The sequence below is a fragment of the Fredinandcohnia onubensis genome (assembly GCF_002734215.1).
Taxonomy (GTDB): Bacteria; Bacillota; Bacilli; order Bacillales; family Bacillaceae_L; genus Ferdinandcohnia; species Ferdinandcohnia onubensis.
The window spans coordinates 169,606-194,128 of the sequence record NZ_NSEB01000006.1 but is presented as its reverse complement, the minus strand read 5'-3'; the positions used below and the strand labels follow the sequence as shown (position 1 = coordinate 194,128).

The following is a 24,523-nucleotide window of genomic DNA, read 5'->3' as shown; positions in this document are numbered from 1 at the left end:
CCACCTTACAAAATGAGGTGGTTTTTTATTATTGTAAAAGCCTTCTTAAAGTGAGCCACTATAAATTTTACTAAAGATATGAGAATTTAGTCCTTCCCCGTCATCCTTAAGAATCTGAATTAGGAGACTGTACCTATCGTAATAGTGAGATACAGAGGAATAAATTACCAACTTTCATTCAACCTGAACAATTCCAAAAAAATAAGAAGGAGAATATAATCATTTTTAGAGAACGGTTTGGAAATTCCTTACAAGTAAGACGTTCTACCTAACAAATAAATTAGTAATCTTTTATTATGAAAGGTAAAGCAAAGTCCCTATTTTCTTGAAAAACCCCCAAAAAACACATAGCGAAACGAATATATATTACTTCGTACTAAACTCCTTATTTGTCTTTTTCCATATAATACAAATTAACCAAATTCTGAATCTTCAAACAAATAGGTCGTTTTTCGACACTTTTTTCATATTTTTTTAGCTAAGGTTAATTCATACCTGTACTTCTACATAATGTTATTTCCGAATGGAAATACGCGGTATCTATCATAGAGAAATACCGAAGAGACCCCAATGAATTGGAGTATAGGAATCTAACGAAAGGAGGACATATCCTGAACGTAAAAAAATAGAGGGAGGAAACCAGATGAGGAAAAAAGGGAAACGTAGGTTAACAAAGGTTGCAAGTATCATAATGTGTGCGTTATTACTAGCACCGAGTGTAATGGCTTCGCAAACATTTGCTCAGGCAAAGGAACCTTCAACATCTTATCTAGGAAATAATAAGGATGTGGCTTCTAGTAAAATTTCTAAAAGCTTACAAGACAAATTCGCCGATGAGAAGATGGTTACTTTTCTTGTTAAGTTCAAGGAACAAGTTGATTCTAACAAAATAGCAAATGAAGCAGCTAAAAAAGCTAGTATCCAAAAATCTACAGTAGCTAAAACAAAATCAATAAAACGAAATGCAATTGTTTCAGAACTTCGTACAACAGCGATTGAAACACAAGGTGATGTGAAGACATATCTTCAAAAAGAAGAGGCTTCGGGTAATGCAAAGGATATTAAATCCTTCTTTATTGTAAACGGAATGGCGGTTACGGCAACAAAAGATGTTATGGAGAAAATCGCATCGTTCCCTGAGGTTGAAAAAGTGTTACCCAATGAAACACGAACATTGCATGTTCCAGTAACGGAAAAGTCTTCAGTAGCAGTTGAATCAAAAGCAACTCCTCAAAACATTGAGTGGAATATTGATCGTGTTGGAGCTCCGCAGGTTTGGGAGATGGGAATCGATGGAGCTGGTACGGTTGTTGCTAGCATTGATACGGGTGTTCAATGGAATCACCCAGCATTAATGGAGCAGTATCGTGGCTATGACCCAGCTAATCCAAACAATCCGAACCACCAGTTTAGCTGGTTTGATGCCACTGCTGGTCAATCTACTCCATATGACGATATTGGTCATGGAACACATGTTACAGGTACAATGGTTGGTGCAGAGCCAAATGGTGCAAATCAGATTGGTGTTGCTCCAGGTGCAAAGTGGATCGCAGTTAAGGCATTTACAGATGCTGGAGGGTCCGATATTGACTTATTAGAAGCAGGGGAATGGATTATCGCACCTGGTGGTAACCCGGATATGGCTCCTGATGTTGTTAACAATTCATGGGGTGGGGGACCTGGTTTAGATGAATGGTATCGCCCAATGGTCCAAAACTGGAGAGCAGCAGATATTTTCCCAGAGTTTTCTGCAGGTAATACAACATTATTTAATCCAGGTGGCCCAGGATCAATTGCTACACCAGCAAACTATCCTGAATCGTTTGCAACAGGAGCAACGGATATTAATGATCGATTGGCAGGCTTCTCGCTACAAGGTCCTTCACCATATGAAGGGGATATCAAACCTGATATTTCAGCTCCAGGTGTGAATATTCGTTCCTCCGTTCCTGGTAGTGGATATGAAGGTGGATGGAATGGAACATCAATGGCGGGTCCGCATATTTCTGCTATTGTAGCTTTATTAAAACAAGCAAATGCATCATTAACGATTGAACAAATCGAAGAGATCATTACTTCAACTGCAACGCCTTTAACTGACGGTACTTTTCCAGAATCACCTAACTTTGGTTACGGTTATGGTTTGGCTAATGCCTATCTTGCTGTCTCCTCAGTTGCTTCTGGACTAGGGAAAATTAAAGGTCAAGTTGCAAAGGATGGTGTGGATGAAGAGGCTCCAACGTTTGAACATGCAGCTCCTTCTGAAACCTATGCAGGTATGGACTTACCACTTTCTATTTCAGTACAAGACAATGTAAGTATTACAACAGTTGTGCTTCAATATGAAAATCAAGATGGTGAATGGGTGAATGTTACAGCTACTCAAACATCAGGAACGTACAATGAAGGAACATTCGAAGCAGTGATTCCAGGGGAAGACATTGCAGAGCCTTCTGTTTCATATCGATGGCAGGTGGTTGATTTTGGTCAAAATGACGTAACGACCGATGAATATGAAGTTACTGTACAGCCAGGTATTTCAGTCGGTTATTTCCAAGACTTTGAATCTACTCCTGTAGGTTGGTTCTCTTATGGTGCGGAGGATACTTGGCAATGGGGTGCTCCGACAAGTGGGCCAAATAGTGCGCATTCCGGAGAAAAAGTATATGCTACCAATCTAGCTGGACAATATAGCAGTCGAGCGAATATGACTCTTGTTATGCCACCAGTTGACCTGCCAGCTGAAGGTCCGTCATATCTACAATATATGAACTGGTTTAATCTTGAACGTAACTGGGATTATGGTCATGTATTTGTTTCTACAGATATGGAAAACTGGACACAATTACTACGTATTACAGATACATCTTCTGGATGGCAATCTGCAGAAATTGATTTATCAGAGTATGCAGGACAGCGTGTATATATTGGCTTCAATGTAACAACTGATGGAAGTGTTACACGTGATGGCTGGTACATTGATGATGTACGTCTTTCGAATGAGCAACAGCCAGGTCAAAGTAAAGCCAAATTAGGAGTACAACCTACAAAAGGTGACAGCGTTGAGAGCGGTGCTGGCTCAGTTGCTCTTAAAGAAGGAGAAAAAGTTGATCCTGCTAAAATTCAGCCAAAAGGTTCTCACATCGACTTCAAGGAAGTAGATGTTAATGAAACTAGCCCACAAGCTTTGCCTTTAAATGCTCAAGTGAGCGTATTAGAATCGGGCCGATCTGTTTCAACTAATCCTGCCACTGGAGCTTATGAATTAATTCATGGCACAGGTGATTTTACAGTAGTTGCTGAAAGCTATGGGTACCATGCAGCTCAACAAACTGTAACAGTCGAGGCAGATGGTGAAGCAGTAGCAAACTTTGTTTTAGAGGAGAAAGCACAAGGAACAGTATCAGGCACAATTACAAATGCGGCAACAGGTGAACCTGTTTCAGGTGCAACTCTATTACTCGTAGAAGATGCAAATGTTACTCCTGTTGAGACAGATGAAAATGGTCAGTATTCACTTACTGCATATGAAGGTACGTATACAGTTCGTGTAATGGCACCTTCATATTATAGTGAATCATTTGAAGTTGTTCTCGAAGGAAATGGTGAAGTGGCACAAAACGTAGAATTAAGACCATTCATTGGATATCCTGGTGAAATTGGTTATGACGATGGAACTGCAGAAAATGCACGTGCTTTCTATGATGCTGGTAACGGCTGGGCAGTGAAGATGTCATTAAATGAAGGTCAAAATGCTGCGCTTGTTACAGGAGGACAATTCCGTTTCTGGGATACAACATGGCCAAACCCAGGAGGAACGGATTTCAAAGTAGAAGTATGGGATGCAACTGGAATAGATGGAGCACCAGGTAAAAAACTTGCTGGGCCGATTGACGCAACCGCTCTACGAACTGGTGAATGGACAAATGTGGACCTTGCGGCTGAAGGAATCATCGTAGAAGGAGACTTCTATATGGTATACATTCAAGCAGATCCAAATCCAAATGCACCAGGACTTGGAACCGATGAAGATGGAGAGTATTCAGGTCGTAGCTGGCAGTTTGTTGGAGGAGCCTGGTCATTAGCTCCAGAAGCTGAAGGAAATTACATGATTCGTGCAACAGTTAATTATGAGGTAACGGCTCCAACCATTACTTCTCCAATAACAGGAGCTTACACGAATGAATCAACTGTTACTGTTGAAGGAAAGGCGGCCCCTACAACAACTGTTCATATCTTTAACAATGGGGAAGAAGTAGCGACAACGGACACAACTGATGCAGGTACTTTTTCTGTGGATGTTGAATTGCAAGATGGTGAGAATTCATTAACTGCTAAGGCATCAACTGACACGGGTATTACCGATGCATCAGAACCTGTAGTTGTTGTGCTTGACCAAACATCTCCGGAACTCGCAATTACAAGCCCAGAAGATGGTGCAAAGACAAATAAAGAAACAGTAACTGTAACAGGTACTGTACAGGATGAGAATATTGAAACTGTGACAGTAAATGGAGAGAATGCAACTATTACAGAAGGTAGTTTCTCAAAACGCATCTTAATTGAAAATGGAGAAAATAATATCGAGGTCGTTGCTACTGATAAAGCAGGTAATACAACAACTAATCAAGTTACTGTAACTGCTAAATTCGGTGAAATAACAATAGCTGACCTTAAACCTACTGAGGATGTACATTTGAAATCAGGTGAAAGTGTGAAGATTGAATTCACAACTGAACCTGGATTAAATGCAACCTATGCGATTCGCTTACCTTTAACGAACGCTAAAGCTGATCTTAGCAATGCTACAGAACTTCCAATACAAGAAGTATCACCCGGTGTATACGAAGGATATTGGACAGCTGTTTCAAGCGTTGTAGCCGAAGGTGCTGAAATTGAGGTTATTGTAAGGGATGAATTTGGAAACGAGGCACGACAAGTAGCAACTGGTAAGCTGTTTATCAATGTACAAGAAGATGATGGAAAGCCAGGAAAAGGCAAACCAGGAAAGCCAGGAAAACCTGACAAACCAGGAAAAAATAAATAGTTTTTTGAAGGGAGAGGAGGATGCAGAGAAATCGCATCCTTCTTTTTCGATGATAATCAAATGAAAGAAAGATCATTTGATTACAAGTGTTTCAAATTGTCATAACTGACGTTCTTCAATCATAAACTTGTACAAATAATATGGACAAGGGATGATGTGAATATATGAGTAATCGAGCGAATGAAATCAGAAGGCGGATTGCGAAGAGAAAGCGTTCCAGATACCCGAGCCCCACTAATCCACATAAGACAGTTCCACCCTTTTTAGCAAATGATGAGGAGCGATTTGGAGGTAGTACATACGCCTCTTTCGATGGGAGTGGATCTGGAGATGGAGGCCATCCACTCTTCCGAAAAGAAGTTTTTTTATCTAAGGTACTTCTTTCAGCCATTCTTGTGTTGTCAATTGGTATTATCTTTAAAAATCAGTCACCGAATTTTGAAAAAGTCCGGCATTTTGTATCCAGTACAATGGAAACGGAATTTCAATTTGCAGCAGTAACGGAATGGTATAAAGATACATTTGGCAGTCCACTTGCTTTAATTCCTATTAATCAAAACAAAGAGCAGGTTAATACACCTGAACCTGGTAAATATGCCCTTCCTGCAGCTGGAACTGTGACCGAGACCTTTGAAGCAAATGGTCAAGGTATTATTGTTGAAACGGACAGCAAAGTAGTAGAAGCAATGAATGCGGGAAATGTGACGGAAGTTGCAGTTAAAGGTGATTTAGGCAAGACAGTTGTGATCCAGCATAGTGATGGCACTGAAACTTGGTATGGAAATCTAGGGTCAGTAAATGTAAAACTATATGATTATGTAGAAACAGGACAAGAGGTAGGACAGGTTCAAGACCCAGAAGGCGAGAACAAAGGTACGTATTATTTTGCAATTAAGCAAGGTGAAACATTTATTGATCCGATACAGGTGATAAAATTTGAATAATTACGTAAAACTTCTAAGAAAAATAGAAATACATCCACTACTCTGGCTTATCGTCGCAATTGCAGTTGTTACTGCACATTTTAGAGAGCTATTGATGCTGTTTTTAATCATATTTGTCCACGAAATGGGACATGCTGCATGTGCCCATTTTTTTTCATGGAGAATTAAGAAGATTCAGCTCCTGCCATTTGGTGGAGTGGCAGAGATGGATGAACACGGAAATCGTCCCTTGAAGGAAGAACTCCTCGTAATAGTAGCAGGGCCACTACAACATATTTGGTTAGTGGGTGTTGCGTATTGCTTGTTTTTGGGTTCAGTCATCTCCCCAAAAACATTTGATCTTTTTCTATATCATAACTTAGTCATTCTTATCTTTAACCTCCTTCCGATTTGGCCGTTAGATGGAGGGAAACTGCTTTATTTGTTTTTTTCTTATAAGCATTCTTTTTTTGAGGCACATAAACGGATGCTTTTTGTATCCTGCTTGATAGCTGGGCTCATTTTAATTGGAATGATACTCTATAGCCCGAACAATCTAAATCTATGGGTAATTTTATCCTTTCTATTCTTTTCGATAATTATGGAATGGAGAAAGAGGCATTACGTCTTTATGAGATTCTTACTGGAACGCTACTACGGTAAGCAGGACACCTTTACGAAATTGAAGCCACTCGTAGTGGACGAAACAGAAATGGTTTATTCCGTTCTTTCGATGTTCCAACGAGGTTGTAAGCACCCCATTGTCATTAGAAAGGACGGAGAAAACCAACAGCCGCTTGATGAAAATGAACTATTATATGCCTATTTTAATGATAAAAAGATTACCCAACCCGTCGGTGAGCTTCTCTACTTGTTTTGACATTTCCAAATGAGGTACAGTAAAGGAAAGTGTATTGTTAAAGCGAGGACAAGAGTTTGAAGACAATTATTATAAATGTTAAAACAAGTGAAAAACGAGTAGCTGTAGTAGAGGATCATAAAGTTCTAGAGTTGAATATCCAGCAACCCAAACATAAAGAAATCGTTGGGAATTTATATAAGGGGCGAGTGATTGACGTCCTACCGGGGATGCAGGCGGCCTTTGTTGATATTGGTATAGGCAGAAACGGCTATATCGGGCGAGAGCAGCTTGCTTCCTACCATCTTTCTTCCCAAAGTGAAAAAGATAAAAGTATAGCTCATTTTGTTAGACAAGGTGAGGAAATCATTGTTCAAGTTACGAAAGAAGGGACAGAGCGGAAAGGTCCCAAACTAACTGGACTAATTGAGTTTCCTGGAACTTCCCTTGTCTATTCGCCATTTGGGAATTATGTAGCAGTCTCGAGGAAAATGAAAGAGGAAGGAGAAAGGGACAGATGGCGTAATTTTGGAAAAACATATCTTGAAAAATCAGAAGGTCTTATTATCCGGACTGCTTGTGAAAATCAGGATGAATCAATCATTCTAAAGGAGCTTGAGATTCAAAGAAGCCGCTTCAATTCATTAATTGAAAAGCAAAAACTACTTAAGCCCCCAACTCTTTTATTTGATGCCAATAATCTTGTTGATAAAATTTTATTAGAGCATCAGTTTGAGGATATTAAGGAAATTGTAATTGATGAAGCGCAAGAATATAAACAGATAAAGGACCTATTAGGCGAAGAAAAAGTCTCTTTTTTTCGTGGAAAGGAAAACATTTTTTCCTCTTACGGTATAGAGCGGGAAATTGAAAAAGCACTTAAGCATATTATATGGCTAGATAATGGGGCGTACTTATTAATTGAGCAGACAGAGGCTTTAACGATAATCGATGTGAATACTGGAAAGTTTCAAGGAAAAGAAAATTTGCGAGATACGGTGTTTAAAACAAATATCGCAGCAGCAAAAGAAATTGCTTTCCAACTAAGGCTTCGAGATATTAGTGGTATTGTTTTGGTTGATTTTATTGATATGAAGCATAATGATGAACGCCAAAAAGTCATCCAAGCCTTACGCTCTGTAGCGAAGGAAGATCGAAATCGAATGACTATTCATGGCTTTACGTCTCTAGGTATTCTTGAACTAACCCGTAAGAAAACTCGTCAAGATCTTTCTGGTATATTGCAGACGAGTTGTCCAACTTGTTCAGGTACAGGACGGGTAGACTCTGCAGAAACGATTGCTTTCAAACTTGAACGTGAATTATGGGAATATCAAGGCATGGATTACGACGCGATTTGGATTGAAACAACAGAAGAAGTAAAACAAGTCCTACTCGGAGAAAACACCAATCATAAGAAACGTTTGGAAGAAGCCTTGTCTTTTCGTATTTATGTAACCGAAATAGTTTCTCCTCGACATGAATATTTCATTAGACATACTGGAACCATTGATGAAATGAAAGAAAGGCTAAATAATCGATCCTAATATAAGAAATGATTGACTCAAACTTGTCTTTGTGATAATATTTTCATGTTATTGTTTGTAGCACCCACTGCTACAACCGCTCATTCCAGGTAGTTAAGTTTCCATTAATGGAGCGCCTGTGTATTGGCGAGTCTTAGTCATACTATTAGGAGGTGCAAATATGTACGCAATTATTGAAACTGGCGGTAAGCAAATCAAAGTTCAAGAAGGCCAAGAAATCTATGTTGAAAAGCTTGACGTAGAACAAGGTGGAACAATTACTTTTGACAAGGTTTTATTCGTAGGTGGCGAAAACGTAAAAGTTGGTAGCCCAACTGTTGAAGGTGCAACTGTTACAGCTAAAGTTGAAAAGCAAGGTCGCGCTAAGAAGATCGTTGTTTTCAAATACAAGGCTAAAAAGAACTACCGTAAAAAACAAGGTCATCGTCAACCTTACACTAAAGTTACAATCGAAAAAATCAACGCATAAGGCTTTCTATCATGATAAAAATAACTATTAACCGTAATAGTTCTGGTAGAATCGACTCGTTTACAATGAGTGGACATGCCGAATATGATGTTCCTGGAAAGGATATCGTTTGTGCAGGTGCCTCAGCCGTTGCTTTTGGTGCCATTAATTCCATATATGCTCTATGTAAAGTAGAGCCGATATTGGAGCAAGAAAAAAATGGATTCCTCCGCTGTCAAATTCCTCAACTCGAGGATGAGACAACCCAGGAAAAGGTACAGCTTCTTCTAGAGGGAATGCTTGTATCCTTACAAACGATTGAACTTGATTATGGACAATATATGAAAATTCAATCATAAAAAAATTTCATTAATAGGAGGTGGACAATAATGTTCGTAAGATTAGACCTTCAATTCTTCGCTTCTAAAAAAGGGGTAGGTAGTACTAAAAACGGTCGTGATTCAATCTCGAAACGTCTTGGTGCAAAACGTGCTGACGGTCAATTCGTAACTGGTGGATCAATTTTATACCGTCAACGTGGTACTAAAATTTATCCAGGAGTAAACGTTGGCCGTGGTGGTGACGACACTCTATTCGCAAAAGTTGACGGAGTTGTTAAATTTGAGCGTGTAGGCCGTGACCGCAAACAAGTAAGTGTATACCCAGCTGCGCAAGAAGCGTAATCGTATAAAACTCTAACCTTAAGGTTAGAGTTTTATTTTTTGGAGGATGAAAATGACACATCGAACTTCTGTGTTGGCTTGCTTCTCCGGTCCTCACGTATTAACTGCATACGCTCCGGTCCTCAAAGCTGCGCCGCCTTGAAATTTCGACGCACAGGATGTGCTAGTGTCGACAATGCCACAGGACGTGGCGTTTTTGTCGACGTGGTCCTTTTCAACCTCCTTTTTTTATTTATTAAAGAATCCTGATTGTAGAATGTAGTGTTATTTTCCAAGGTTTGATATAATTTTTAGACAAGATTCGAAATCTAAATGTTGTCTTTTGACACATTGAATTTTAGGGGAAATGACATGAATAAAAATTGGAGTACGATTGAAGTTTTAACACATACACGTCACGATTGGTTAAATAAAATACAGCTAATCAAAGGGAACATCTCACTAAATAAAATGGATCGTGTTAAATCGATAATTGAAGAGATTGTTATAGATGCTCAAAATGAAACACATCTCACAAATTTACAAATACCAACTTTTGCTGCACTTATCATGACCTTAAATTGGGAGCCTCATAAATATCAATTGGACTATGATGTTGTCGGTGATATTCGAAATTTATCAAACTACGATACAAAACTAACAGAATGGTGCACACAATTTTTTGCCATACTGGAAGATGCGGTAGATGAAATGGGAGAAAATCATTTATCCCTTACTATCGACTGTTCATTAGAGGAAACTCGATTCTTTTTTGATTTTAGTGGAATACTAAAGAAAAGGGAATACCTAACAAATTGGCTAACTACGATAAGCCAATCAGATCAATTCCCGCAAATAACAGAATATAAAGTACATAATGAAGAAGTAAGTATAACAATACATATTGCATGAAAATTCAGGTGCATAAATAACCGGAGGTAAGAGATGTTTGTAGATCAAGTCAAAGTGTATGTAAAAGGTGGAGACGGTGGTAACGGGATGGTTGCTTATCGTCGTGAGAAATATGTTCCAATGGGCGGTCCTGCTGGTGGAGATGGTGGAAAAGGTGCGGACGTCATTTTTGAGGTCGAAGAAGGTCTAAGAACCTTGATGGACTTCCGATACCAACGCCATTTTAAGGCAAAACGTGGGGAACACGGAATGTCAAAGAATCAGCACGGGAAAAACGCAGAGCCGATGGTTGTTAAGGTCCCCCCTGGCACAGTCGTAACAGATGATGATACAGGTGTGGTTGTTGCAGATTTAACACAGCATGGCCAAAGAGCAGTCATCGCTAAAGGTGGTCGTGGTGGAAGAGGAAACTCTCGATTTGCAACACCTGCCAATCCGGCACCAGAAATCGCTGAAAATGGTGAACCAGGACAGGAGCGTTATATAAGACTTGAACTTAAGGTTTTAGCCGATGTGGGTCTTGTTGGTTTTCCAAGTGTCGGAAAGTCTACACTATTATCCGTTGTTTCTGCTGCAAAACCAAAAATTGCAGAGTACCATTTTACAACGATAGTACCCAATCTGGGCGTTGTTGAAACAGAGGATGGACGCAGCTTTGTGATGGCTGACCTTCCGGGTTTAATTGAAGGGGCACACCAAGGCGTCGGACTTGGACATCAATTTTTAAGACATATTGAACGAACAAGAGTCATTGTTCATGTAATTGATATGTCAGCAATGGAAGGACGCGATCCTTACGAGGATTATCTCACGATTAATCAAGAGTTAAAGGAATACAATCTTCGTTTGACGGAACGTCCACAAGTGGTGGTCGCAAATAAAATGGATATACCTGAAGCTGAAGAAAATTTAAAAACATTTAAAGAGAAGCTCCAAGACGATGTGAAAATTTTCCCGATTTCCGCGATAACAAGACAAGGTCTCCGCGACTTGTTATTCACGATTGCAGATCTACTTGAAACGACCCCAGAATTTCCTCTTGAGGTCGAGGAAGATACGAGCAATCACCGCGTGATGTATCGTCACGAAAAAGAAGAAGTGGATTTTGTAATTTCGCGTGAAAGTGACGGCTCATTTGTGATTTCTGGAGAACGAGTCGAAAAACTCTTTAAGATGACTGATTTTACAAGAGATGAGTCTGTAAAACGATTTGCACGCCAATTGCGTGGTATGGGAATCGACGACGCATTGCGTGAAAAAGGTGCAAAACATGGGGATATCGTAAAGTTACTTGAATATGAATTTGAATTTATAGAATAAAATAACGTGTTTAAAAGAAGGTAAGTAGGGGGGAGTAGCTTACATGGATGGCAAATTCTATCTTGTTCGTGAGGATGTACTTCCAGAAGCAGTTCGTAAAACATTGGATGCAAAGGAACTATTAGACAGTGGAGAAGCACAATCTATTGCAGAAGCAACACAGAAAGTGGACTTAAGTAGGAGTGCTTATTACAAATATAAAGACACTGTCTTCCCTTTTCATACGACTGTTAAGGAAAAAATTATTTCATTGTTTTTTCATCTGGAGGACCGGTCTGGTACCCTTTCTCAATTATTAAGAACTGTAGCAGATACTGGTTGTAATGTGTTAACAATCCACCAAACAATTCCGCTTAGGGGAAAAGCGAATGTAACACTCTCATTAAACACATCAGGCATGCATGGTGAAGTAACTGACCTCCTAGCTAGACTTCGTAAACTTGAATTTGTAGATAAAGTTGAGATTCTTGGAACAGGAGCATAGGGGGAAAGAACGATGAACATTACTAATGTAGGGTTTTTAGGACCGAATGCTACATTCACAGCACAAGCGGTTGAAGCATTGTTTCCCGGTAAGGAAAACAAACCTTATCGAACAATCCCTGCATGTATTGATGCAGTAGAAAACGGGGAAGTGGATGTGGCTGTCGTTCCAATTGAAAATACGATTGAAGGAACGGTTAATTTAACAATTGATTATCTAATTCATGTAAAACAACTTAAAATTATTGGTGAAGTGATTATCCCAATCAAACAGCATTTAATGGTGCATCCCAACAATACAAACAATTGGGAAGATGTACAAGGCATCTATTCACACCCACATGCAATCGCGCAATGCCATAAATTTTTATATAATCATTTTCCAAATATACAACCGATTGAAACAAGTTCTACAGGTGCAGCCGCTAAATTTGTAAGTGAGCATCCAGAGCAGAATAATGCCGCTATTGCAAACTCATTTGCGGCAAAGGAATATGGTTTAACGATTGTAAAACATGATATACATGATTTTGATAATAATCATACGCGCTTTGTTGTCTTACATAGAGAGATGTTAGATTTAGATTTAGTTAGGGAAAATACAGGAGATAAAACAACCTTGATGGTTACATTGCCTTCGGACCAGGCCGGGGCATTACATCAGGTATTGTCCGTTTTTGCCTGGAGAAAGTTAAATTTGTCTAAAATCGAATCAAGACCAATGAAAACGGGTCTTGGTAATTATTTATTTTTAATTGATATTGAACAAAGAATGGATGAAATACTAATCCCAAGTGCGATTGCAGAATTAGAAGCTTTAGGGAGCGGAGTGACTGTATTAGGTAGTTATCCATATTATCATATTTAGACTCGGCATATTAGTCGAGTCTCTTTTTTTTATATACTTTTTATGCTTGACCAGCCCTCATGCTGTACATAATTTGTGAAGCCTATGCATAAGTTGTGATGAGAAATAGTGGCAATTTGCCTATTTTGACATAGTATGTATTGACTTATGTATAGGAGGGGAAAATCGCGTGAAGATCCATATCGTTCAAAAAGGCGACACCTTATGGGAAATTGCAAAAAAATATGGGGTCGACTTCCAAGAACTAAAAGCTGTCAATACTCAGTTAAGTAATCCTGATATGATTATGCCTGGTATGAAAATTAAAGTGCCAACCGGAACTGTTCATGTAAAAAAAGAAGCTCAAATTGGTGGAGCTAAAAAAGAAGCTCAAATTAATGTAGCGCCGAAAGAGGAACAAATTCAGCATCCGTTTGCGGAAATTGCACCTCAACCATTTCCTGTAATCGATTTTGAAGAGGAGGTACCAGAGGTTGAGGAGGAAGTAAAGGGTGTTGAGACAGGACCATATATTCCGCAAATGCCGCAAATGCCGCAAATGATAGTAATGCCGCAGATGCCAGTTGCACCGCCACAAATGCCAGCAATGCCGCAAACACCACAATATCAGCCACTAGAAATTGATATCAATAACTTTAATCTGATGGGGATGGGAATGCCGCAAATTCCAACACCACCAACCAATATTTTACCTGGGATGATGGCACCGGAAGAAGAGGAGTTTGAACCAGAAGAAGATTTTGAAGGAGTAATGCCACAAATGCCACAAATGCCGTTACAACAGCCAGCTATGTTTAATAATTGTGTACCAATTACGCCAGTTATGCCTGGGTACGGCTTTAATTATGTACCAGGGTTTCAGGGAGGCTTTCCACCACAACAAGGGCCATTTAATCCGATGGGAGGATTCCCGCCACAACAAGGGCCATTTAATCCGATGGGAGGATTCCCTCGAACAGAAGGGGTAAAAGAGGAAGTAAAAGAAGAAATGGCTCCAGTTCAAATGGCGCCACTACCAATGCCACCTGTTCAAATGCCACCGCAATATCCATTTGAAATCGATATTAACAATTATAATATTATGCAAGCACAAATGCCACAAATGCCTCAAATGGTCGCAGGCGTAGAAGATGAATTTGAAGAATTACCTGAAATGCCACAAATGCCACAAATGCCACAAATGGCACCAATGCAGGCACCACCGTTTCCGATGGGGCCGTGTGTACCAGTTACTCCAGTAATGCCGGGTTATGGATTTAATGGAGGTTTCCCAGGACCTGCTGGATTCGGACCTAATATGCCAATGCAAGCTGCACCACAAGCTGTAAGTCCAGCGATGGCTAACAATCCAGGACCAGGTTTTGCGGGCCCAATGAATCCACAAATGATGCCATCACAATTTTATAATAAAAAAGATTGTGGCTGTGGTGGACCGAAGCCTCCATTTGCAGGACATTTCCCGCAACAAGGCTACCCAATGGGGCAACCAGGATTTCAAGGACAATTCCAACCACCATTTCAACCACAGTTCCAAGGTGGTGGATTCCCAGGATATCAGGGTGTACCGTTTGGAATGAATCCAAATCAGCAAATGCCGTTTAACCCAATGTTTAACATGCCGGATGTTGACGATGACTTAGACGATTAATAATAAACAATTAATGAAGGGCGAATAAATCATACATTCGTCCTTGTATTTTTTTAGTAATTGTCAATAAAGTAAGTTCTAAAAATATAAAAATTTAAAATGGACTTGTCTGTCCAAGATTTAAACAACCTGCAAAAAACTAACAGAAATAATCCCCCTTTGAATAAGCCAACCTAATGATGAACATGTAGATATGTTCAATAGGTCAAAGGGGGTTATTGTATTGAGGAAAATACTCTATACAGTTTCGACTGCAGCATTATTACTTGGTGGTCTAACGGCGTGTAATACCGATAATCAAGGGGCAGGTCCAAATAAGGATTATAATGATAATGCTAGGCCAATCGGTTATTACTCGAATGAAAATAATCGAAATAATGAAGATGGAAATGGAAACCGTCTTCGTGATAATGATGGTCCATTAACAGAAATTATGGATCGCACTGGGAATAACAGGAATGACCGTACCGGCATCATGAACAATAGAAATAGAAATGACAATAATAATCGCACTGGCATTATGAACAACAGAAATGACAACAACAATACCGGTATGGTAAATAACAATGATAAAACAAGAAAAAATCGTCCCGGGATCATGAACTATCGCGAGGAACAACGTCGAAATGGTATCATGAATAACCGTAACGGTCGAACAATGAACCCCTTTAATGATGGTAACCCAAATACAATGTATGAAAATGGCCATGGCCATGCCGATACAAACTATCACAGCCATCTGAATGACAATAACCATAGAGTTCAATCATATGGATATTATAATGACAATGGGAACTTAGTTCGAAAAATTTCCGAACGTGCTTCAAAGGTTAAAAATGTAGATGAGGCTCGTGTCATCGTAACAGACGATAACGTCTTAGTTGCTGTTGATACGAACGATAATACCAATCGTAATAATGTCCAAGACGCTGTAGAAAGAGCGGTACAGCCATTAGCTGGTAACCGAAATATCAATGTTGTGACAGATGAAGGTACTTTTTCACGAGTTCGTGATATCGATAATGATATTCGTAACGGGAATAGACGTGAAACAATTGATGCTGACATAAAAGATCTTTTTGACAACATTGGTGATGCTATTAGTAAGCCATTCACAAACCATAATAGGGGTTAATGTAAACTGCATAATAAATTGGGTGTCCTTTGGGACATCCTTTTTTTTATGGAAAATTTTTTCAAAAAACATTGGATATTCTTGTTAATAATGGTCAAACTAATATGTGTAGGACGGTCATATACAAGTATAAAAAATAGTTGGCAACTAATTGTAAGAGGTGATGCCAAAATGAGAAAGATTGTAAAAGTAATCGTTTGTCTAGCGGTTGTTTTTATATTGCCTAGCTTTTCAGGAATTGGTGCGGAGTTAGAAGAAAACAATGATTCTGTTCAAGAGGTAACCGGTCCATTAGAAGTCACTGTCATTCTTGAACGTGTTTATGTAGACGGCGAGGTAAGTGAAGAAATCATAAAAGAAACAATCCTATCTATGGAAGATTTTTGGGCACAGTATGAAGACTGGAACCTAGTCCATCAAGATGATACTCAGGTTGTTTTTCAACAACGAATAGACGATATTTCACCTTTGCTTAAAACGAATGGCTATTTTGGTTTAACGGAAGATGGAATTTTATCTATTTTTAATGGAAAACCAGATGAATCAGAAAAGGTTATTCAATCATTCTTTCAGATCGACGTTGAGAAGCTTGAAAGCTACCAACATGATTTACTGAAAAAAGGAATCAAAATAGGAACCAAAGATGAGTACATTAATGTAATTGAAACCTATAAAACCTATACATCCTCCCCTTAATATATACATTTTTCAAAGAGACTAGACCCCTTCTAGTCTCTCTTTTATTTTTAGTCTTTTTTTGACGAATATGATAAAATGGGGTACAGCAAAGTAGGGGAGAGAATAAGTTTGATTGAATTTATTAAAGGGACGGTTGACTACATAAATCCGGAATATATCGTTATCGAAAATAATGGGGTAGGCTACCAAATCCTTACACCAAATCCGTTTATTTTTAAAAGAGAGAATAAGGAAATTGTTTATACATATCAGCATGTAAGAGAAGATATATTAGCACTTTATGGCTTTAAGACACGTGAGGAGCGTGCTTTATTTTTGAAACTCTTAAATGTTACAGGGATTGGTCCAAAGGGCGGACTCGCGATTTTGGCTTCGGGGGAACCAGAACAAGTCATTCGTGCAATTGAAAACGAGGATGAGAAATTCCTCGTTAAGTTTCCAGGTGTAGGGAAAAAGACAGCTCGACAAATTATACTGGATCTTAAAGGAAAGCTCCATGACCTTATGCCAACACTCCATCCTGATTTGTTTAGTGACGATCATGAATTTGTGGACAATACGAGTCACACCGAAATTGAGGAAGCAGTTGAAGCTCTTAAAGTGTTAGGCTATGCGGAAAGAGAGATCAATAAAGTGTTGCCAGAGCTAAGAAAAGAAAAGCTCTCAACGGATCAATATATTAAAAAGGCTTTACAAAAGCTATTAAAATAAGGAGGATGCTTGAATGGAGGACAGAATCGTTTCAGGTAGTACCAATTACGAAGAGTCAGCAATCGAGCAAAGCCTCAGACCACAAACCTTAGCTCAATATATTGGTCAAGAAAAGGTAAAATCAAATTTATCCATTTTTATTGAAGCAGCTAAAATGAGACAAGAAACCTTGGACCATGTATTATTATATGGGCCTCCAGGACTTGGGAAAACAACGCTAGCTACAATTATTGCAAATGAAATGGGCGTAAATATTCGGACAACCTCAGGGCCAGCAATTGAAAGACCAGGGGATCTAGCGGCTATATTGACAGCACTTGAACCAGGAGATGTCCTTTTTATTGATGAAATTCATCGTCTCCAAAGGTCCATCGAGGAGGTATTATATCCTGCGATGGAGGATTTCTGTTTGGATATCGTGATTGGGAAGGGAGCGGGAGCACGTTCTGTACGACTCGACTTACCACCCTTTACTTTAGTTGGAGCGACAACACGTGCTGGCTCATTATCTGCACCACTTAGGGATCGATTTGGGGTACTTAGTCGACTAGAATATTACACTGAAAATCAATTAGCTGATATTGTAACAAGAACAGCTGAATTGTTGGATGTAGAAATTGATGAACAAGCGGCACACGAAATAGCGCGTCGTTCAAGAGGGACCCCAAGGATTGCGAACCGTTTACTAAGGCGAGTAAGAGACTTCGCACAGGTACGCGGTAATGGTACAATAACAACACAAATGGCAGATAAAGCCCTAGAATTGCTACAGGTTGACCGTTTAGGACTTGATCATATTGACCATAAATTACTTAGAGGAATTATTGAAAAGTTTCGGGGTGGTCCGGTTGGTCTTGAGACGATTGCTGCAACGATCGGTGAGGAGGCACATACAATTGAAGATGTTTATGAGCCTTACCTTCTCCAAATTGGTTTCTTGCAACGAACCCCACGTGGTCGAATTGTAACTGAACTGGTATATCGACATTTTCAAATTGAGGTTCCAAAGGAGTAATGAATCATGGGTAAAATGCTAATGATAATGGGGATTCTACTATTAGTTGTCGGGTTTATTATGCATTTTATAGGAAAACTCCCTGGGGATATAGTCGTGAAAAAAGGGAATACCACATTTTATTTTCCAATCGTTACATCTATTGTAATTAGTATTGTATTATCATTAATTTTTTACGTATTTGGTAAGTTTCGTTAGAAAGTCAGTAGAAATTAGGTGGAAATATGAAAGTAGAATTATTTGATTTTGAATTACCAGAGGAATTAATCGCTCAAACTCCGTTAGAAAATCGTGAGGCTTCGCGCTTAATGGTAGTAGACAAAGAGACAGGGGCCATTACCCATACTCATTTTCGTTCAATCCTATCTTATCTAAATAAAGGAGATTGCCTAGTCTTAAACGATACACGCGTCTTGCCAGCAAGACTGTATGGAGTAAAAGAGGACACAGGTGCAAAAGTAGAAGTACTACTTTTAAAACAAAAAGACGGTGATAGTTGGGAAACCCTTGTTAAGCCTGCAAAACGTGTGAAAGAAGCTACTGTATTAACCTTTGGTGACGGACGTTTAAAAGCAACGTGTACGGCAATCGGTGATCACGGTGGAAGAATGTTGAACTTTCATTATGAAGGTATTTTTTATGAAGTTTTAGAAGCCTTAGGTGAGATGCCATTGCCCCCTTATATTCATGAGCAATTGGATGACAAAGAACGATATCAAACTGTATACGCAAAGCATCGTGGTTCAGCAGCAGCGCCTACAGCTGGCCTGCATTTTACAGAAGAGCTTTTACAGCAAATCCGTGACCAGGGAGTACATACTGCCTTTATTACCCTGCATGTTGGGTTAGGAACATTTCGTCCCGTCAGCTCAGACACAATTGAAGATCATGATATGCATTCTGAATTTTATCAAATGACAGAGGAAACTGCTAATTTACTAAATGAGGTAAAAGCAAATGGTGGGAAAATCATTTCTGTAGGAACTACCTCAACTAGAACCCTTGAAACGATTGTGAAAAATAATGGTAAATTCGTAGAGTCAAGCGGTTGGACGAATATATTTATATACCCTGGATATCAGTATGAGGCAATTGATGGTCTTATAACAAACTTCCATCTTCCAAAATCAACACTGATCATGCTTGTAAGTGCACTGGCTGGACGCGAGAATATCCTCCATGCGTATCACGAAGCAGTAAAAGAGAGGTATCGATTCTTTAGCTTTGGGGACGCAATGCTAATTAAATAAAACATAGTGCAAATGAGATATTTCGGGTGGTGAGTTTTTTCATCATCCACGATAAAGGAGACATATAAGTGACAGCAATCAGATACGAACATATTAAGACTTGTAAGCAAACAGGTGCTAGACTAGGAATTGTACATACCCCGCACGGTTCTTTTGAAACACCTGCATTCATGCCAGTGGGAACACTTGCTACCGTAAAGACAATGTCACCAGAAGACCTTAAGGAGATGGGTGCTGGTATAATTCTAAGTAATACCTACCATCTATGGTTAAGACCAGGCCATGAAATCATCAAAGAAGCGGGTGGCCTACATAAATTCATGAACTGGGATCGAGCAATTCTCACTGATTCAGGAGGATTTCAGGTATTTAGTTTAAGTGAATTTAGAGAAATAAAGGAAGAAGGCGTTCATTTCCGTAATCACTTAAATGGAGATAAGTTATTTTTGTCTCCTGAAAAAGCAATGGAGATACAAAATGCACTTGGCTCAGATATTATGATGGCATTTGATGAGTGTCCACCATATCCAGCTAGCTTTGAATATATGAAGAAATCTGTTGAACGTACTAGTCGTTGGGCTGAAAGATGCATACAGGCACATAGTCGTCCACAAGACCAGGGACTATTTGGTATTGTTCAGGGAGGAGAATATGAGGAACTTCGTAAACTAAGTGCAAGAGACTTAGTATCCCTAGACTTCCCTGGCTATGCTGTAGGTGGTTTATCTGTTGGTGAGCCCAAAGATGTTATGAACAGAGTACTCGAGTTTACAACACCACTTTTACCAACGAACAAGCCTAGATATTTAATGGGGGTTGGTTCGCCGGATTCCTTGATTGATGGAGCGATACGTGGCATTGATATGTTTGACTGTGTACTCCCTACTCGAATTGCTCGAAATGGAACGCTTATGACAAGCGAAGGAAGATTAGTAGTTAAAAACGCGGAGTATGCACGTGATTTTGGACCGTTGGACGAAAATTGTGATTGTTATACATGTAAAAATTATAGCCGTGCCTATATTAGACACTTAATAAAAACAAGTGAAACATTCGGAATAAGACTTACTACTTATCATAATCTTCATTTTCTGTTAAAATTAATGGAGCAAGTCCGTCAAGCGATTCTTGATGATCGTCTTGGAGACTTCCGCGAAGAATTTTTTGAGCGATATGGTTTCAATAAGCCGAACGCGAAAAACTTCTAACTAAAGAAAAAATGAAAAAAAGATAGAGTCGGGAGGTGAAATGAATGGAAGGTATTTTAGGAACAGTTGGTCCGTTGATTCTAATGTTTGCGATTTTCTATTTCTTGTTAATTCGTCCACAACAAAAGCGTCAAAAAGCTACTCAAAGTATGCAATCTAACCTTCAAAAAGGGGATAAAGTTGTAACTGTAGGCGGTTTACACGGAACAGTTGATGCAATCGATGAGAACAAGATTATTATTAAATCTGGAAATGCAAATCTTACATATGACAGACAAGCAGTACGTGATGTCATCAAGGACTAATTTTTCATAAAAAAAGAGCGTCTCGGGCGCTCTTTTTTTGTTTATCTATTAAGCATCTCTTCTTGATGGAGTGGTCATATTCACCCCGAAAATTCCACCAATTACAGCAGCCGCTAAAAACCCAACATGATACATTGTTTGCTCCGCTGTGAAAGTAGAATCATACCCTAAAAATTGAACTATAAATACAATGATAGAATATAAAATACCTGTGCCTCCACCAATTAGCCAACCTTTTTCCTTTCCTTTTCCACCTGAAACAAATCCACCGATGAAAAGAGCAAGGAAGGAAGCACCTAAAATCACCCAGGACATTGAAGATTCCTGAAGTGAAGTAAACCGAAGTAATAGTGAGATAAGTAAACTAGATACAATAACAATTAAAAAAATTGCTACCACACCATAAGCCATTGCAACTCCCATTTTCCTCATATCGATTCTCTCCCCCTCAAATATATACGAATAACCCTTAGTACGAGCATATTCACGATCACAATGAATTAGAATAAAAAGTACAAACTTTTCTTGTCCATTAAAACTCAATAGAAAAAATTCGAATTATGTTTTAAGAGAATTTGTGCACACTAAGTTGCAGTATGTATTTCTAATATTAGATTCCATTAGAGAGGGGGGCTTTCGTTGGAAGAATACCTCATCCTTGTGGGGAGGACTATTTTTCTTTATATTATCCTGTTAACGATTTTTCGGTTGATGGGTAAACGAGAAATTGGAGAACTTAGTCTTATCGATTTAGTAGTTTTTATGATGATTGCAGAGATGGCAGTTATCGGTATCGAGAGTACAAAGGACCCAATTCTCCATTCACTCATACCGATGGTTTTGCTGATGGGGATTCAATACTTACTCGCCCTGCTGTCGTTAAAAAGTAAAAAACTTAGAGAACTTATCGATGGCCGTCCAACAGTCATTGTGAATAGGGGTAAAATTGATGAACATGCAATGAGGCAGCAACGTTATAATCATGATGATCTTATGATGCAACTTCGTGAAAAAAACATAAAAAATTTAGCTGATGTGGAATTTGCTATACTTGAATCATCAGGAGATTTGTCTGTGTTGGAAAAAAGTAAAAATGAACCTTCCGATTTCTCAGATTATACAATTGATTTACCAGTCGTTCTTGATGGAGAAATTCAAGTCGATCATTTAAAACAAATTAATAAGACCGAATTTTGGCTCCGATCTGAGTTGAAGAAGTTAGGTTATAGTGATATTAAGAAAATTTCAATCTGTAATTATCATCACGGAAAACTACATATAGATATAAAGGATGAAAAAAGGTAACCGTGGTCGGTTACCTTTTGGTTTAGTCATTACAAAAGTGTTGCTAGCTTTGGTCCAATAAAAGGAATCCTCGCTACTTCCTCTTTTGTCAAAAGCTTAAAAACAAATAATAGAACAACATAAATGAATGATGTAACACCAATCGCTGCCAGTGTTCTTATAGCTAGAGAACCATCGGTTAAGCAGAATTGATAAAAGTAATGACCACCTATGCCTGATAGAACCATAGTTATGCCGCTCTTTATATAATCCTTAACATAAAAACTATAAGATATCACTTTTACAATCGTCGAAAAATGTAGCAAGGTAACAAGCATCATTCCAATGACAATAGCAAGAGCTGCACCCATAATCCCAAGGGAAGGTCTAGTTGCAAGAATGAAAATCGCGCCAGTTTTTATAAAATTTCCGATAAAGCTATTGACCATGGCGGCTTTTGCTAAATCAAGAGCCTGCAAGGTTGCTTGAAGTGGACCTTGGAAGTAATAAAAGATAAAAAACGGAGCCATTACTTTTATATAAATGGCTGAATTACTATTCCCATACATCAGCTCCATTACTGGGGAAGCAAACACATATAAAACAACGATTGCTAACCCACCTGAAACAAGTGATAATCGTAACGCCTGTTTGAGGCGATATTCAATTAATAATGTTTGCTTTTTTGCTGCTGCTTCACTTATGGAAGGCACAAGTGCTGTTGAAAGTGAAATCGTAATGAACGATGGAAGCATAAGTAGTGGTAATGCAAAACCTGTTAACTCCCCGTATTGTCTTGTCGCGAGATGCGTAACGACACCGGCAATTGCTAAACTTTGGGCAACGACAATCGGTTCAAAAAACCAAGAAATCGACCCAATCATTCTACTGCCTAATGTTGGAACCGCAATTCGTGTCAAATCATTGAATGTTTCTTTTCCGTGCTTAGCCGATTTAAAAAAGTTCTGCCGGATTCGAATCCGTTTTTTTAGCTTGAACATAAAGAATAAATAAATGAGTGACATTAATTCTCCCACAACGGCCGAAAGCATTGCACCTGCTGCAGCGTATTCAATCCCCATTGGTAAAAAGGCCTTCGTAAACACATACACTAAGGTAATTCTGACGACTTGTTCAATAACCTGTGAATAGGCAGGTGGCTTCATATTTTGACGACCTTGGAAATAGCCACGGAGAACAGATGAAATCGCCACAATAGGGACAATCGGTGATATCGCTAATAAAGGATAATACGTTCTTTCATCCGTAAGAAGCGTCTCGGATAATAATGGCGCAAGAAAGATCATCATAGGTGTAAAGATAATACTTAATATCCCAGTAATGGATAAAGAAACAACCAAGATTTTTTTGATTTTTCTCTTATCACCCTGTGCCTCTGCCTCAGCTACTAATTTCGATATTGCCACTGGGAGTCCCATCTGAGTTAATGTGATGGTGAGGACAAACGTAGGGATGGCCATCATATAGAGCCCCACACCTTCTTCACCAATAAGCCGTGCGACAACAATTCTATTAATAAATCCCAATATTCTTGTAATGAGCCCTGCAATAATTAAAATTAACGTACCTTTAAGGAATGTTTGCTTTGACAATTCATTTTCCCTACCTTCTCAAAAAAGGTGATATCATTTACAATTAACTATATGCTTAGTAGGTGGCCAAGCATGACAAGTATTGTAAGTTAGTTGAAAAATGGGAGAGATGATGAGTGGGTCAATCAGAGAGTCACATGTATGACAAGTATCGTGAAACAGTTCGTCCATTTTTAAAGAGTAAGCTGGAAGAATTCGGACTGTATGGATATGACAGCGTTAAAGAGGAAGAACTGTGGGAGTTCATGAAAAATAAAACATGGAGAAAAGAAAAAGAAGAAAAGCAGCTACACCAAATTGTCAGTGATATTCTCGGAATAAAAGTTGGAGATTATATGAATTATGCAACGGTAGAAGCTTTTAAAGCGCCGAATTGGTTTGAAGGTGAAGGAAAAGAGGCTTTGGAAAAATTACTATAATTCGTAGAACCATAAATTTTTTTTAGATGTGGCGTAACATTCACTAAAGCTGTAATTGACATCAAAATCGCATTGTTTCATAATTGTGATGGAGGGCTTAAAGGACAGGCTAGTTTTTTACTAGAATAGAATTGTCTAGCTCTTGGCCCCATCGGCTCGAGGACATA

Annotated in this window: 24 protein-coding genes and 1 other annotated feature; of the genes, 22 read left to right on the top strand and 2 right to left on the bottom strand. The window is 38.9% G+C overall.

Going from position 1 to position 24,523, the window contains the following annotated elements; all coding sequences use genetic code 11:
• Window positions 1–643: 643 nt before the first annotated feature.
• The 20 genes from CKK03_RS07840 (at window position 644) to yajC (ending at window position 21,040) form a co-directional block, all read left to right on the top strand.
• Window positions 644–5,047: a S8 family peptidase gene (locus CKK03_RS07840; protein WP_099362054.1), complete on the top strand. Its 4,404-nt coding sequence runs from the start codon at window positions 644–646 to the stop codon at window positions 5,045–5,047.
• Between the two features lie 164 nt (window positions 5,048–5,211).
• A complete protein-coding gene (locus tag CKK03_RS07835) occupies window positions 5,212–5,991 on the top strand; it encodes a M23 family metallopeptidase (RefSeq protein ID WP_099362053.1) in 780 nt (259 codons plus the stop codon).
• A complete protein-coding gene (locus tag CKK03_RS07830) occupies window positions 5,984–6,850 on the top strand; it encodes a M50 family metallopeptidase (RefSeq protein WP_099362052.1) in 867 nt (288 codons plus the stop codon). The genes CKK03_RS07835 and CKK03_RS07830 overlap by 8 nt, the downstream gene beginning before the upstream one ends.
• 56 nt (window positions 6,851–6,906) lie before the next feature.
• Complete coding sequence (locus tag CKK03_RS07825; protein ID WP_099362051.1) at window positions 6,907–8,376, top strand: Rne/Rng family ribonuclease; 1,470 nt, start codon at window positions 6,907–6,909, stop codon at window positions 8,374–8,376.
• A gap of 64 nt (window positions 8,377–8,440) precedes the next feature.
• Window positions 8,441–8,520 (top strand) — a sequence feature (ribosomal protein L21 leader region).
• Between the two features lie 16 nt (window positions 8,521–8,536).
• A complete protein-coding gene (rplU, locus tag CKK03_RS07820) occupies window positions 8,537–8,845 on the top strand; it encodes a 50S ribosomal protein L21 (protein WP_099362050.1) in 309 nt (102 codons plus the stop codon).
• 11 nt (window positions 8,846–8,856) lie between these two features.
• The gene (locus CKK03_RS07815) at window positions 8,857–9,183 is read left to right on the top strand and encodes a ribosomal-processing cysteine protease Prp (protein ID WP_099362049.1); all 327 of its coding nucleotides are present in this window, start codon (window positions 8,857–8,859) and stop codon (window positions 9,181–9,183) included.
• A 30-nt stretch (window positions 9,184–9,213) separates the two neighbouring features.
• Window positions 9,214–9,507, top strand: a complete 294-nt coding sequence (gene rpmA / locus CKK03_RS07810) for a 50S ribosomal protein L27 (protein ID WP_099352127.1) — start codon at window positions 9,214–9,216, stop codon at window positions 9,505–9,507.
• A 351-nt stretch (window positions 9,508–9,858) separates the two neighbouring features.
• The gene (locus CKK03_RS07805) at window positions 9,859–10,398 is read left to right on the top strand and encodes a sporulation initiation phosphotransferase B (protein WP_099362048.1); all 540 of its coding nucleotides are present in this window, start codon (window positions 9,859–9,861) and stop codon (window positions 10,396–10,398) included.
• 33 nt (window positions 10,399–10,431) lie between these two features.
• Window positions 10,432–11,718 carry a GTPase ObgE gene (obgE, locus tag CKK03_RS07800; protein ID WP_099362047.1) on the top strand — a complete coding sequence of 429 codons (1,287 nt, stop codon included), beginning with the start codon at window positions 10,432–10,434 and terminating at the stop codon, window positions 11,716–11,718.
• A gap of 43 nt (window positions 11,719–11,761) precedes the next feature.
• The gene (gene thrR, locus CKK03_RS07795; protein WP_099362046.1) at window positions 11,762–12,202 is read left to right on the top strand and encodes a transcriptional regulator ThrR; all 441 of its coding nucleotides are present in this window, start codon (window positions 11,762–11,764) and stop codon (window positions 12,200–12,202) included.
• Window positions 12,203–12,214: 12 nt separating this feature from the next.
• Complete coding sequence (gene pheA, locus CKK03_RS07790; RefSeq protein WP_099362045.1) at window positions 12,215–13,069, top strand: prephenate dehydratase; 855 nt, start codon at window positions 12,215–12,217, stop codon at window positions 13,067–13,069.
• 169 nt (window positions 13,070–13,238) lie between these two features.
• Window positions 13,239–14,717 (top strand): SafA/ExsA family spore coat assembly protein, encoded by a 1,479-nt coding sequence (gene safA, locus CKK03_RS07785; RefSeq protein WP_099362044.1) that lies wholly within the window; start codon window positions 13,239–13,241, stop codon window positions 14,715–14,717.
• A 223-nt stretch (window positions 14,718–14,940) separates the two neighbouring features.
• Window positions 14,941–15,852 (top strand): YhcN/YlaJ family sporulation lipoprotein, encoded by a 912-nt coding sequence (locus CKK03_RS07780; RefSeq protein ID WP_180271195.1) that lies wholly within the window; start codon window positions 14,941–14,943, stop codon window positions 15,850–15,852.
• Window positions 15,853–16,023: 171 nt separating this feature from the next.
• Entirely contained in the window at window positions 16,024–16,548 is a 525-nt protein-coding gene (locus tag CKK03_RS07775) for an intercompartmental signaling factor BofC (RefSeq protein ID WP_099362042.1), read from the top strand.
• Between the two features lie 111 nt (window positions 16,549–16,659).
• Complete coding sequence (gene ruvA / locus CKK03_RS07770) at window positions 16,660–17,262, top strand: Holliday junction branch migration protein RuvA (protein ID WP_099362041.1); 603 nt, start codon at window positions 16,660–16,662, stop codon at window positions 17,260–17,262.
• A gap of 13 nt (window positions 17,263–17,275) precedes the next feature.
• Window positions 17,276–18,277: a Holliday junction branch migration DNA helicase RuvB gene (gene ruvB / locus CKK03_RS07765; protein ID WP_099362040.1), complete on the top strand. Its 1,002-nt coding sequence runs from the start codon at window positions 17,276–17,278 to the stop codon at window positions 18,275–18,277.
• 6 nt (window positions 18,278–18,283) lie between these two features.
• Window positions 18,284–18,475, top strand: a complete 192-nt coding sequence (locus tag CKK03_RS07760) for a DUF2905 domain-containing protein (RefSeq protein ID WP_099352136.1) — start codon at window positions 18,284–18,286, stop codon at window positions 18,473–18,475.
• A gap of 26 nt (window positions 18,476–18,501) precedes the next feature.
• Window positions 18,502–19,527 (top strand): tRNA preQ1(34) S-adenosylmethionine ribosyltransferase-isomerase QueA, encoded by a 1,026-nt coding sequence (queA, locus tag CKK03_RS07755; protein WP_099362039.1) that lies wholly within the window; start codon window positions 18,502–18,504, stop codon window positions 19,525–19,527.
• Between the two features lie 68 nt (window positions 19,528–19,595).
• Window positions 19,596–20,735 carry a tRNA guanosine(34) transglycosylase Tgt gene (gene tgt / locus CKK03_RS07750; protein WP_099362038.1) on the top strand — a complete coding sequence of 380 codons (1,140 nt, stop codon included), beginning with the start codon at window positions 19,596–19,598 and terminating at the stop codon, window positions 20,733–20,735.
• Between the two features lie 44 nt (window positions 20,736–20,779).
• The gene (yajC, locus tag CKK03_RS07745; RefSeq protein ID WP_099362037.1) at window positions 20,780–21,040 is read left to right on the top strand and encodes a preprotein translocase subunit YajC; all 261 of its coding nucleotides are present in this window, start codon (window positions 20,780–20,782) and stop codon (window positions 21,038–21,040) included.
• Window positions 21,041–21,088: 48 nt separating this feature from the next.
• Here yajC and CKK03_RS07740 read toward each other — a convergent pair whose 3' ends face one another.
• A complete protein-coding gene (locus tag CKK03_RS07740; RefSeq protein WP_099362036.1) occupies window positions 21,089–21,472 on the bottom strand; it encodes a TIGR04086 family membrane protein in 384 nt (127 codons plus the stop codon).
• A gap of 207 nt (window positions 21,473–21,679) precedes the next feature.
• On the opposite strand from CKK03_RS07740, the gene CKK03_RS07735 reads away from it, so the two are divergent.
• A complete protein-coding gene (locus CKK03_RS07735; protein ID WP_099362035.1) occupies window positions 21,680–22,345 on the top strand; it encodes a DUF421 domain-containing protein in 666 nt (221 codons plus the stop codon).
• 29 nt (window positions 22,346–22,374) lie between these two features.
• Here CKK03_RS07735 and spoVB read toward each other — a convergent pair whose 3' ends face one another.
• Window positions 22,375–23,937: a stage V sporulation protein B gene (gene spoVB / locus CKK03_RS07730; protein WP_099362034.1), complete on the bottom strand. Its 1,563-nt coding sequence runs from the start codon at window positions 23,935–23,937 to the stop codon at window positions 22,375–22,377.
• Window positions 23,938–24,074: 137 nt separating this feature from the next.
• Here spoVB and CKK03_RS07725 point away from each other — a divergent pair, with 137 nt between their 5' ends.
• The gene (locus tag CKK03_RS07725) at window positions 24,075–24,356 is read left to right on the top strand and encodes a post-transcriptional regulator (RefSeq protein WP_180271203.1); all 282 of its coding nucleotides are present in this window, start codon (window positions 24,075–24,077) and stop codon (window positions 24,354–24,356) included.
• Window positions 24,357–24,523 lie beyond the last annotated feature (167 nt).